This window comes from Enterobacter sp. 186315 (genome assembly GCF_053290175.1).
On sequence record NZ_JBPTTK010000005.1, the window covers coordinates 262,065 to 273,605 of the forward strand.

General features: G+C 57.2%; 10 protein-coding genes and 1 tRNA gene. All 11 read left to right on the plus strand.

Annotated elements, in window-relative coordinates; genetic code table 11:
* Positions 1 to 91: 91 nt before the first annotated feature.
* The 11 genes from norR to ACSVHP_RS08625 all read left to right on the plus strand — a co-directional run bounded on the left by norR (position 92) and on the right by ACSVHP_RS08625 (position 11,482).
* On the plus strand, positions 92 to 1,606 hold the full coding sequence (norR, locus tag ACSVHP_RS08575; protein WP_447551649.1) for a nitric oxide reductase transcriptional regulator NorR: 1,515 nt from the start codon (positions 92 to 94) through the stop codon (positions 1,604 to 1,606).
* Positions 1,607 to 1,749: 143 nt separating this feature from the next.
* Positions 1,750 to 2,850, plus strand: coding sequence for a lytic murein transglycosylase B (gene mltB, locus ACSVHP_RS08580; protein ID WP_234676360.1), 1,101 nt, complete (start codon positions 1,750 to 1,752; stop codon positions 2,848 to 2,850).
* 258 nt (positions 2,851 to 3,108) lie between these two features.
* Positions 3,109 to 3,762, plus strand: a complete 654-nt coding sequence (locus ACSVHP_RS08585; RefSeq protein ID WP_447551650.1) for a metal ABC transporter ATP-binding protein — start codon at positions 3,109 to 3,111, stop codon at positions 3,760 to 3,762.
* Positions 3,759 to 4,619, plus strand: coding sequence for a metal ABC transporter permease (locus ACSVHP_RS08590; RefSeq protein ID WP_447551651.1), 861 nt, complete (start codon positions 3,759 to 3,761; stop codon positions 4,617 to 4,619). Before ACSVHP_RS08585 ends, ACSVHP_RS08590 begins: the two co-directional genes overlap by 4 nt.
* A gap of 15 nt (positions 4,620 to 4,634) precedes the next feature.
* Complete coding sequence (locus ACSVHP_RS08595; RefSeq protein ID WP_234676354.1) at positions 4,635 to 5,513, plus strand: metal ABC transporter substrate-binding protein; 879 nt, start codon at positions 4,635 to 4,637, stop codon at positions 5,511 to 5,513.
* A gap of 133 nt (positions 5,514 to 5,646) precedes the next feature.
* Positions 5,647 to 6,144, plus strand: a complete 498-nt coding sequence (gene pncC, locus ACSVHP_RS08600) for a nicotinamide-nucleotide amidase (RefSeq protein ID WP_234676353.1) — start codon at positions 5,647 to 5,649, stop codon at positions 6,142 to 6,144.
* Between the two features lie 90 nt (positions 6,145 to 6,234).
* Positions 6,235 to 7,293 (plus strand): recombinase RecA, encoded by a 1,059-nt coding sequence (recA, locus tag ACSVHP_RS08605; RefSeq protein ID WP_234676351.1) that lies wholly within the window; start codon positions 6,235 to 6,237, stop codon positions 7,291 to 7,293.
* Between the two features lie 68 nt (positions 7,294 to 7,361).
* Positions 7,362 to 7,862, plus strand: a complete 501-nt coding sequence (recX, locus tag ACSVHP_RS08610) for a recombination regulator RecX (protein WP_447551652.1) — start codon at positions 7,362 to 7,364, stop codon at positions 7,860 to 7,862.
* A 131-nt stretch (positions 7,863 to 7,993) separates the two neighbouring features.
* Positions 7,994 to 10,621 carry an alanine--tRNA ligase gene (gene alaS / locus ACSVHP_RS08615; RefSeq protein WP_447551653.1) on the plus strand — a complete coding sequence of 876 codons (2,628 nt, stop codon included), beginning with the start codon at positions 7,994 to 7,996 and terminating at the stop codon, positions 10,619 to 10,621.
* Between the two features lie 241 nt (positions 10,622 to 10,862).
* Positions 10,863 to 11,048 (plus strand): carbon storage regulator CsrA, encoded by a 186-nt coding sequence (gene csrA / locus ACSVHP_RS08620; RefSeq protein ID WP_000906486.1) that lies wholly within the window; start codon positions 10,863 to 10,865, stop codon positions 11,046 to 11,048.
* 341 nt (positions 11,049 to 11,389) lie between these two features.
* Positions 11,390 to 11,482 (plus strand) — tRNA-Ser (locus ACSVHP_RS08625).
* The last annotated feature ends 59 nt before the right edge of the window (positions 11,483 to 11,541 follow it).

Sequence of the window (11,541 nt, forward strand, 5' to 3'; positions counted from 1 at the left end):
AAAATTATGCTCCGTAATGGGTAGTCATTATGACTATGCTGTTTGTTGTCTATATGACAGTATGCATTGTCAAAATGACAGTGAGGCGAAGATGAGCTTTTCCGTAGACGTGCTGGCGAAAATCGCCATTGAACTGCAAACCGGTATCGGGCATCAGGACCGCTTCCAGCGTCTGATCTCCACGCTGCGCCACGTGCTGGCGTGCGACGCCTCGGCGCTGCTGCGCTATGAAGGACGGCAGTTTATTCCGCTGGCTATCGACGGGCTGGCGCAGGACGTCCTCGGGCGGCGCTTTACCCTTGAGGGCCATCCGCGCCTCGAAACCATCGCCCGCGCGGGGGACGTGGTGCGCTTCCCGGCGGACAGCGATCTGCCCGACCCGTACGACGGCCTGATCCCCGGTCAGGAGAGCCTGAAGGTCCACGCCTGCATCGGCCTGCCGCTATTTGCCGGGCAAAACCTGATTGGGGCGTTAACGCTGGACGGCATGTCGCCGGATCAGTTCGATACCTTCAGCGACGAAGAGCTGCGGCTGATTGCGGCGCTGGCCGCCGGGGCGCTGAACAATGCGCTGCTGATTGAGCAGCTTGAGAGCCAGAATATCCTTCCCGGCAACCCGGCGGCGTTTGAGCAGGTGGCGCACACCGAAATAATCGGCCTGTCGCCGGGGATGGAGCAGCTCAAAAAAGAGATCGACATCGTGGCGGCATCGGATCTCAACGTGCTGATCTTCGGGGAAACCGGGACCGGTAAAGAGCTGGTGGCGAAATCCATTCACGAAGCCTCGCCGCGCGCGGTGAACCCGCTGGTGTACCTCAACTGCGCCGCGCTGCCGGAGAGCGTGGCGGAGAGCGAGCTGTTCGGGCACGTCAAAGGCGCCTTCACCGGGGCCATCAGCAACCGCAGCGGCAAGTTTGAAATGGCGGACAACGGCACGCTGTTTCTCGATGAAATCGGCGAGCTGTCTCTTTCGTTGCAGGCCAAACTGCTGCGCGTGTTGCAGTACGGCGATATTCAGCGCGTAGGAGACGATCGCAGCCTGCGGGTCGACGTGCGCGTGCTGGCGGCGACCAACCGCGACCTGCGCGAAGAGGTGCTGGCCGGGAACTTCCGCGCCGACCTGTTCCATCGCCTGAGCGTGTTTCCGCTCACCGTGCCGCCCCTGCGCGAGCGCGGTGAGGATGTGATTCTGCTGGCGGGCTATTTCTGCGAGCAGTGCCGGCTCAAAATGGGGCTGTCCCGTGTGGTGCTCAGCCCCGGCGCAAGAACGCATCTGCTGAGCTACGGCTGGCCGGGGAACGTGCGCGAGCTGGAACACGCCATTCACCGGGCGGTAGTGCTGGCGCGGGCGACGCGTTCCGGCGATGAGGTGGTGATCCACGCCCGCCATTTCGCCCTGCACGATGACGCCGCGCCCGCGATGGTTCAGGAAGCGCCTGCTGTTGTGAACGAAAACCTGCGCGAGGCGACGGAAGAATTTCAGCGCCAGCGTATCGTCCGCGCGCTGGAGCAGAATAACCGCAGCTGGGCGGCGTGCGCCCGGGCGCTGGAGATGGACGTCGCCAACCTGCACCGGCTGGCGAAACGTCTGGGTCTGAAAGGCTAGCCATTGCCGCACCGGTTAATAAAAGGGCGGGTTTGCGAGAGGGCGCGTAAAGATTTTGCGGTGGTGGCGACTACCGCTTCCTTGTGGTGTGAAGGATGCTTTACCATAATGGGTTCTTCCCGAACTCGTTAAATGGATGTCTCATGTTCAAGCGTCGTTATGCAGCGTTACTCCCTGCACTTATTCTGCTTTCAGCCTGTAGTAGCAAACCGAAATCTGAAACCGCACAGCCCACTGCGGGCGCGCCGTCAGGGGGATTCCTGCTGGAGCCTCAGCACAACATGATGCAGATGGGCGGCGACTTTGCGAATAACCCGGCTGCCGAGCAGTTCATCGATAAAATGGTCAGCAAACACGGTTTTGACAGACAGCAGCTTCACGAGATCCTCTCGCAGGCAAAACGTCTGGACTACGTGCTGCGCCTGATGGACCGACAGGCACCCACGGCGCAGGTGCCGAGCGGGCCAAACGGCGCATGGCTGCGCTATCGCAAACAGTTTATTACCCCGGACAACGTGCAAAACGGCGTGGCGTTCTGGAATCAATATGAAGACGCCCTGAACCGCGCGTGGCAGGTATACGGCGTGCCGCCGGAAATTATCGTCGGGATTATTGGCGTTGAAACCCGCTGGGGCCGGGTGATGGGTAAAACCCGCATCCTCGACGCGCTGGCGACGCTCTCCTTTAACTATCCGCGTCGCGCGGAATACTTCTCCTCCGAGCTCGAAACCTTCCTGCTGATGGCGCGTAACGAACAGGACGATCCGCTGGATCTGAAAGGCTCGTTTGCCGGGGCGATGGGTTACGGCCAGTTTATGCCGTCTTCCTATAAACAGTACGCCGTCGACTTTAACGGCGACGGGCACATCAACCTGTGGGATCCGGTCGATGCCATCGGCAGCGTGGCGAACTACTTCAAAGCCCACGGCTGGACGCCGGGTGGACAAGTTGCGGTGCAGGCAAACGGCGACGCGTTCGGTCTGGAAAATGGCTTCAAAACCAAATACAGCGTTGCGCAGCTGACGGCGGCAGGATTAACGCCGACCCAGCCGCTGGGCAATGTGGATCAGGTGAGCCTTCTGCGCCTGGACGTTGGTACGGGCTATCAGTACTGGTACGGCATGCCGAACTTCTACACCATCACCCGCTATAACCACAGCACCCACTATGCGATGGCCGTGTGGCAGCTTGGCCTGGCGGTGTCTCAGGCGCGCGTTCCCGCGGCGTCACCGTTTAGCCAGTAAGCCGTTTTATTCAGCCCTCTCCCAGTGGGGGAGGGCATGTGCGCCCGTCCCGGTTTCTCAGAAACATTTCGCCACACTCCCATTTCCTCGCGTCCATTTACATCCGCATCGCCTTTCATTATTGTTATGTTATAACATTTAATATGGTGTTCGGATGTCAACTTCCCTTTTCTCGCTTTCCGCGCTGAAGCGCTTTTTACTGGCGCTGGCGCTTACTCTTCTGATCGGGCTGGCCGTGCGCTGGGCGGTGATGCTGCCATGATCGTCATGAATCAGCTGATCGCCGGTTACGATCGCCAGCCCGTCACCCGCGCCATTTCTGGCGTCATCGAACGCGGCAGCATGACCGCCATCATCGGCGCGAACGGATGCGGTAAATCCACGCTGCTGAAAACCCTCGCCGGGTTTATTCCCCCGGTGAGCGGCAATTTCCGCTGGCAGGGCAAACGCCCGACCCTCGGCTGGCTGGCGCAGCGCCACGCCCTTGAAGCGCAGTTTCCGCTCACCGTGCAGGACGTGGTGAGCATGGGATGCTGGCCACGCGTGTCGCTGCTGGCAGGATTGCGCCGGGACGCTCGTCTGCGCGTTGCCAGCGCCCTTGAGCGCGTAGGGCTGGCGTCAATGGCGCGCTCAACCATCGATGAACTCTCCGGCGGCCAGTTTCAGCGCATGTTGTTTGCCCGCGTGTTAGTGCAGCAGGCTCCGCTGGTGATGCTCGACGAGCCTTTCACCGGCGTTGATGAATCAACCAGTAACGTCCTGATGGAGCTGATGCTGGAGATGTATCTGCAAGGGCAAACGGTGCTGGCGGTGCTGCACGACAGCGAACGCGTGGCGCGCCACTTCCCGCAGACCCTGCGGCTGGACGCGGACGTGGTGCACTGGAAAACCGACCGGGTGAGGGTGGCATGATCTGGCATCTCTTTTTCCAGCCGTTTATCGAATACGGCTTTATGCGCCGCGCGCTGGTGGTCTGCCTGGCGCTTTCCGTCAGCACTACGGCGCTTGGAGTCTTCCTGCTGCTGCGCCGGATGAGCCTGATGGGGGATGCGCTCTCGCACGCCATTTTGCCCGGCGTCGCCGTGGGCTATCTCCTGAGCGGAATGTCCCTGCTGGCGATGAGCATCGGCGGATTTATCGCCGGGATCGCCGTGGCGCTGGTGGCCGGGCTGGTCAGTCGTCGTACGCCGCTTAAAGAGGATGCCAGCTTTGCCGGGTTTTACCTCGGATCGCTGGCGCTGGGCGTCACGCTGGTGTCGCTGCGCGGCTCGAACGTCGACCTCCTGCATCTGCTTTTTGGCTCCATTCTCGCGGTGGACAACGACGCGGCACTGTTTGTGGCCGGCGTGTGTGTCTTTACGCTCCTCACGCTGGCGATTTTCTATCGCGGGCTGGTCACCGAGGCCTTTGATACCGCGTGGTTGCAGGTAAACGCCCGCTGGCTGCCGGGTCTACTGCACGGTCTGTTTCTCGCCCTGCTGGTGCTCAATCTTGTGGCCGGTTTTCAGGTGCTGGGCACGCTGATGGCGGTTGGGCTGATGATGCTCCCGGCCGTGGCGGCCCGGTGCTGGGTGCGTACCTTACCCGGCCTGCTCCTGATGGCAGGCATCAGCGGTATTTTCTGCGCGTGGCTGGGGCTAAGCCTCTCCTGGGCGGTAAGCCTGCCTGCGGGTCCCTCTATCGTGCTGACCGCCAGCGCGCTGTTCTTTATTTCTATTTTATTTGGCACGCGCAGCAGGCTGGCTGGCAGCCTGCGTGCGCTTTTTTAACGCAAGGGGAAAATAATGAAACGTACAGGATTAGCGATCGCTCTCGCGCTCGGATTCATGTCGCAGGGCGTCCTGGCAAAAACGCTCAACGTGGTGACCAGCTTTTCAATACTGGGCGACATTACCCAGGAGGTCGGCGGCGAGCATGTGAAGGTGACCACGCTGGTGGGGCCAGACGGCGACCCGCATACCTTTGAGCCTTCGCCGAAAGACAGCGCGGCGCTGAGCAAGGCCGATGTGGTGGTGGTGAACGGCCTGGGCCTGGAGGGCTGGCTTGACCGGCTGGTGAAAGCGTCCGGTTTTAAAGGCCAGCTGGTCGTGGCATCAGAAGGGGTGAAAACCCACACCCTGGAAGAGGATGGCAAAACCGTGACCGATCCTCACGCCTGGAACAGCGCGGCCAACGGTGCGCTGTATGCGCAAAATATTCTCGCGGGGCTGGTAAAGGCCGATCCGCAGGACAAAGCCGCGCTGGAGGCTTCCGGCAAACCTTACATCGCGCAGCTTACCGGGCTGGACAGCTGGGCGAAAACCCGCTTTAGCCAGATCCCGCAGGATAAGCGCAAGGTGCTGACCAGCCATGACGCCTTCGGTTATTTCAGCCGCGCCTACGGCGTGACCTTTATGGCTCCGCAGGGGCTCTCTTCGGAGAGCGAAGCGAGCGCGGCGCAGGTGGCTGAGATCATCAATCAAATTAAAGCCGACGGCGTGAAAACCTGGTTTGTGGAAAACCAGCTTGACCCGCGGCTGGTTAAGCAGATCGCCAGCGCCACGGGCGCGCAGCCGGGAGGCGAGCTTTATCCTGAGGCCTTATCGGCCAAAGGCGGCGTGGCCGATACCTATGTAAAAGCCTTCCGTCATAACGTCCAGACTCTCGCGCAGAGCATGAAATAACCCCCTGAAATAACAGCCGACGCACCCGCGTCGGCTTTTTTCTGAAGCAGCCTCGTAAAAGCTGCACCTCATCCCCATATCTGACGAGAAAGTGCTATCTTGTGCAGCACGTTTTCCGAAGCCGGGGGCAAGAATGACTGACCATGAATTGATGCAACTTAGCGAAGTGGTAGGGCTGGCGTTAAAGCAGCGCGGTGCGACCCTCACCACCGCCGAGTCCTGTACGGGCGGCTGGGTTGCCAAAGTGATAACGGACATCGCGGGCAGTTCCGCCTGGTTTGAGCGCAGCTTTGTCACCTACAGTAATGAAGCAAAAGCGCAGATGATTGGCGTGCATGAATCCACCCTTGAGCAGCACGGCGCGGTCAGTGAACCCGTGGTGATTGAAATGGCTATCGGCGCGCTCAAAGCGGCGCGCGCGGATTATGCCATCTCCATTAGCGGCATCGCAGGGCCTGATGGCGGCAGCGACGTGAAGCCCGTTGGCACCGTCTGGTTTGGCTTTGCGACCTCAAAAGGCGAAGGCATCACCCGCCGGGAGTGCTTTAGCGGTGACCGCGAAAGCGTGCGCCGTCAGGCAACGGAATATGCGTTAAAAACGCTCTGGCAACATTTTCTACAAAACACTTGATACTGTATGACCATACAGTATAATTGCTTCAACAGAACAGAATTCACCCCAGTAAATACGTAACGTATTTACCGTATGACAGGAGTAATAATGGCTATCGACGAAAACAAACAGAAAGCGTTGGCGGCAGCACTGGGCCAAATCGAAAAACAATTCGGTAAAGGCTCCATCATGCGCCTGGGTGAAGACCGTTCCATGGACGTGGAAACTATCTCCACCGGTTCGCTTTCTCTGGATATCGCACTGGGTGCGGGCGGCCTGCCAATGGGTCGTGTCGTAGAGATCTACGGTCCAGAATCTTCCGGTAAAACAACCCTGACGTTGCAGGTTATCGCCGCCGCTCAGCGCGAAGGCAAAACCTGTGCGTTTATCGATGCCGAGCACGCGCTTGACCCGGTTTATGCTCGCAAGCTGGGCGTTGATATCGACAACCTGCTGTGTTCTCAGCCGGACACCGGTGAGCAGGCGCTGGAAATCTGTGACGCGCTGGCACGCTCGGGTGCGGTTGACGTTATCGTTGTCGACTCCGTGGCTGCGCTGACGCCAAAAGCGGAAATCGAAGGCGAAATCGGTGACTCTCACATGGGCCTCGCGGCACGTATGATGAGCCAGGCGATGCGTAAGCTGGCCGGTAACCTGAAACAGTCCAACACCCTGCTGATCTTCATCAACCAGATCCGTATGAAAATTGGCGTGATGTTCGGTAACCCGGAAACCACCACCGGTGGTAACGCGCTGAAATTCTACGCCTCTGTACGTCTTGATATCCGCCGTATCGGTGCGGTGAAAGAGGGCGATACCGTCATCGGTAGCGAAACCCGCGTTAAAGTGGTGAAAAACAAAATCGCTGCACCGTTCAAACAGGCTGAATTCCAGATCCTCTACGGCGAAGGGATTAACTTCTTCGGCGAGCTGGTTGACCTGGGCGTGAAAGAGAAGCTGATTGAAAAAGCGGGCGCATGGTACAGCTACAACGGCGACAAGATTGGTCAGGGTAAAGCGAATGCGATCTCCTGGCTGAAAGATAACCCGGCTGCGGCGAAAGAAATTGAGAAGAAAGTGCGTGAGCTTCTGCTGAACAACCAGGACTCCAAACCGGATTTCGTGGTTGACGGCGCTGATGCTGAAGAAACCAACGAAGACTTTTAATTCTCTCGTTTAAAAATGAAGGGCTGCGAATGCGGCCCTTTTTGCATTTCTGAATCAGCAGGTTTTATATGTCCGAATCCACCTCTCGTCGCCCGGCATACGCGCGTTTACTGGATCGCGCGGTGCGCATTCTGGCCGTTCGCGATCACAGCGAACAGGAGCTAAGACGTAAGCTCGCCGCGCCCGTCATGAGCAAAAATGGGCCGGAAGAGATCGACGCCACCGCGGAAGATTATGACCGCGTTGTGGCCTGGTGCTATGAACATCAGTATCTGGATGATGAACGCTTTGTCTCGCGGTTTATCGCCAGCCGCAGCCGTAAAGGTTATGGCCCCGCGCGTATTCGCCAGGAGCTGAACCAAAAGGGCATCGCGCGCGAAGCGACAGAAAAAGCGATGCGCGAATGCAACATTGACTGGTGTGACATCGCGAAAGATCAGGTGGTGCGCAAATACGGTGAACCCTTACCGCGTGAATTTTCAGAAAAAGTTAAAATCCAGCGCTTTTTGCTCTACCGCGGCTTTCTGATGGAGGATATTCAGGATATCTGGCGCAATTTTACGGATTGAACGCATCCTGGATTTTACTTCCCTCCCAAGAAAACTTATCTTATTCCCACTTTTTCCAGTAGCTGGTCTGTCCAACTGTTTAGAGGTACAGGCTGGCTGCGACATTTCGTTAGCTTGATTTCAGGATAATTATGAGCAAGAGCACCGCTGAGATCCGTCAGGCGTTTCTCGATTTTTTCCATAGTAAGGGACACCAGGTTGTTGCCAGCAGCTCCCTGGTACCGAATAACGACCCGACTTTACTGTTTACCAACGCCGGGATGAACCAGTTCAAGGATGTTTTCCTTGGTCTCGACAAGCGTAATTATTCCCGCGCAACCACGTCACAGCGTTGCGTACGTGCGGGCGGTAAACATAACGACCTGGAAAACGTCGGTTACACCGCGCGCCACCACACCTTCTTTGAAATGCTGGGTAACTTCAGCTTCGGCGACTACTTCAAACACGACGCTATCCAGTTCGCGTGGGAACTGCTGACCGGTGAAAACTGGTTCAACCTGCCGAAAGAGCGTCTGTGGGTCACCGTATATGAAACCGATGACGAAGCGTTCGAAATCTGGGAAAAAGAGGTTGGTATTCCTCGCGAGCGCATTATCCGCATCGGCGACAATAAAGGCGCACCGTACGCGTCTGACAACTTCTGGCAGATGGGCGACACCGGTCCTTGCGGCCCATGTACTGAAATCTTCTACGATCACGGCGACCACATCTGGGGCGGCCCTCCGGGCAGCGCGGAAGAAGATGGCGATCGCTACATTGAGATCTGGAACATCGTCTTCATGCAGTTCAACCGTCAGGCCGACGGCACCATGGAACCGCTGCCGAAGCCGTCTGTGGATACCGGTATGGGTCTGGAGCGTATTGCCGCTGTGCTGCAACACGTTAACTCCAACTACGACATCGACCTGTTCCGCACGCTGATCCAGTCCGTCGCGGAAGTGACCGGTGCGACCGATCTTAGCAACAAATCTCTGCGCGTTATCGCAGACCACATTCGTTCCTGTGCTTTCCTGATTGCTGACGGCGTGATCCCGTCGAATGAAAACCGTGGCTACGTGCTGCGTCGTATCATTCGTCGTGCCGTCCGTCACGGCAACATGCTGGGCGCGAAGGACACCTTCTTCTATAAGCTGGTGGGTCCACTGATTGGCGTAATGGGCTCTGCGGGCGACGAACTGAAACGCCAGCAGGCGCAGGTAGAGCAGGTTCTGAAAACCGAAGAAGAGCAGTTTGCACGTACTCTGGAGCGCGGTCTGGCGCTGCTGGACGAAGAGCTGGGTAAACTGGAAGGCGATACGCTGGATGGTGAAACCGCGTTCCGTCTGTACGACACCTACGGCTTCCCGGTTGACCTGACGGCAGACGTTTGCCGCGAGCGCAACATCAAAGTTGACGAAGCAGGCTTCGAAGCCGCAATGGAAGAACAGCGCCGTCGCGCGCGTGAATCCAGCGGTTTTGGCGCAGACTACAACGCGATGATCCGTGTTGATAGCGCATCAGAATTCAAAGGTTACGAAGAACTGGAACTGACCGGTAACGTGACGGCTCTGTTTGTTGACGGTAAATCCGTAGACAGCATCAGCGCGGGTCAGGAAGCGGTTGTGATTCTGGACAAAACGCCGTTCTACGCAGAATCCGGCGGCCAGGTTGGCGATAAAGGCGAACTGAAAGGCAACGGTTTCAGCTTCAGCGTCAGCGACACCCAGAAATACGGCCAGGCAATTGGTCACCAGGGCAAACTGGTTTCCGGTTCTCTGAAAGTGGGCGAGGGTGTTCAGGCTAACGTTGATGAAGCACGCCGCGCGCGCATCCGTCTGAACCACTCCGCAACGCACCTGATGCATGCTGCACTGCGTGAAGTTCTGGGTACGCACGTTGCGCAGAAAGGCTCTCTGGTTAACGATAAAGTGCTGCGTTTCGACTTCTCGCATTTTGAAGCGATGAAACCGTCTGAAATCCGCGCGGTGGAAGATCTGGTGAACGCGCAGATCCGTCGTAACCTGCCAATCGAAACCCATATCATGGATCTTGAGGCAGCGAAGCAGAAGGGCGCTATGGCGCTGTTTGGCGAGAAATATGACGAACGTGTTCGCGTGCTGAGCATGGGCGATTTCTCTACCGAACTGTGCGGCGGCACTCACGCCTCGCGCACCGGTGACATCGGTCTGTTCCGCATCGTTTCTGAATCGGGTACGGCGTCAGGCGTTCGTCGTATCGAAGCCGTTACCGGCGAAGGCGCAATCGCCAGCCTGCACGCACAAAGCGATCAGCTGCACGATATCGCCCAGCTGCTGAAAGGCGATAGCCAGAACCTGGGTGAGAAAGTGCGCGTCGCGCTGGATCGTACCCGCGCTCTGGAAAAAGAGCTGCAACAGCTGAAAGAACAGGCCGCCGCGCAGGAAAGTGCAAACCTTTCCAGCAAAGCGGTAGAGATTAAGGGCGTCAAACTGCTTGTCAGCGACCTGGCTGGCGTTGAGCCTAAGATGCTGCGTACTATGGTCGACGATCTGAAGAACCAGCTCGGTTCAACGGTTATCGTTCTGGCGACGGTAGCAGAGGGTAAGGTTTCTCTGATTGCGGGGGTCTCTAAGGATGTGACCGATCGCGTAAAAGCAGGGGAACTGATTGGCATGGTTGCCCAGCAGGTGGGGGGCAAAGGTGGTGGTCGTCCTGACATGGCGCAAGCCGGCGGTACGGATGCGGCGGCGCTTCCAGCAGCATTAGCCAGCGTTGAAAGCTGGGTAAGCGCGAAACTGTAATAACAACAAAGCACAAGCAGACGCCATAGCGGTAACGTTATGGCGTCTTGTTCACTGCGCTATCGATAACGATAAAGTCAGGTTGAGTTTGTGTATATCGGCTAAACTTACGTTTAACAGAATGTGATGCCGTGACTGCTTACACTTTACGTGTTTGTCATCGCTTACTTTTTGGCGTTATATGATGGATAATGCCGGGATACAAGAGACCCGACTCTTTTAATCTTTCAAGGAGCAAAGAATGCTGATTCTGACTCGTCGAGTTGGTGAGACCCTCATGATTGGGGATGAGGTCACCGTGACAGTTTTAGGGGTGAAGGGCAACCAGGTACGCATCGGCGTAAACGCCCCTAAAGAAGTCTCTGTCCATCGTGAAGAGATCTACCAGCGTATCCAGGCTGAAAAATCCCAGCAGTCCAGTTACTGATATTATCGCGTCTCGCGCTCTGCGAGACGCAACCCTCCCGACATTCTTCCTGCATAAAGTTACCATTCGATTTCAATCGCGCGCTTTTTCGTCACTCTCTTTGTCTTTTCTCATCGCAATACCACCTTTCGTTCTCAACATTACTGCGCAGAACCCTGCAAAATCCGCTTATAAAACACCCTCTTTGCAGCTTTTACATGCGAATTGCCTGTGATTTGTGCAAACGATAAAAGCTCGTGGAAAATTGTTTGACTTATAAGTCCCAGAAAGTAATATATGCGCCACGCAGCGACGAGAAGCTTTCAACAAGTTACTCGAAGCACTCGAAAGAGGCGTTGTGTGGTGAGGTGGCCGAGAGGCTGAAGGCGCTCCCCTGCTAAGGGAGTATGCGGTCAAAAGCTGCATCCGGGGTTCGAATCCCCGCCTCACCGCCATTTTTGCATCCGTAGCTCAGCTGGATAGAGTACTCGGCTACGAACCGAGCGGTCGGAGG

Bases quoted from the DNA above. Each gene is read 5' to 3' on its own strand.
- alaS (WP_447551653.1), top strand. From the start codon at position 7,994: ATGAGCAAGAGCACCGCTGAGATCCGTCAGGCGTTTCTCGATTTTTTC.
- recA (WP_234676351.1), top strand. From the start codon at position 6,235: ATGGCTATCGACGAAAACAAACAGAAAGCGTTGGCGGCAGCACTGGGC.
- pncC (WP_234676353.1), top strand. From the start codon at position 5,647: ATGACTGACCATGAATTGATGCAACTTAGCGAAGTGGTAGGGCTGGCG.
- ACSVHP_RS08590 (WP_447551651.1), top strand. From the start codon at position 3,759: ATGATCTGGCATCTCTTTTTCCAGCCGTTTATCGAATACGGCTTTATG.
- ACSVHP_RS08595 (WP_234676354.1), top strand. From the start codon at position 4,635: ATGAAACGTACAGGATTAGCGATCGCTCTCGCGCTCGGATTCATGTCG.
- recX (WP_447551652.1), top strand. From the start codon at position 7,362: ATGTCCGAATCCACCTCTCGTCGCCCGGCATACGCGCGTTTACTGGAT.
- norR (WP_447551649.1), top strand. From the start codon at position 92: ATGAGCTTTTCCGTAGACGTGCTGGCGAAAATCGCCATTGAACTGCAA.
- mltB (WP_234676360.1), top strand. From the start codon at position 1,750: ATGTTCAAGCGTCGTTATGCAGCGTTACTCCCTGCACTTATTCTGCTT.
- ACSVHP_RS08585 (WP_447551650.1), top strand. From the start codon at position 3,109: ATGATCGTCATGAATCAGCTGATCGCCGGTTACGATCGCCAGCCCGTC.
- csrA (WP_000906486.1), top strand. From the start codon at position 10,863: ATGCTGATTCTGACTCGTCGAGTTGGTGAGACCCTCATGATTGGGGAT.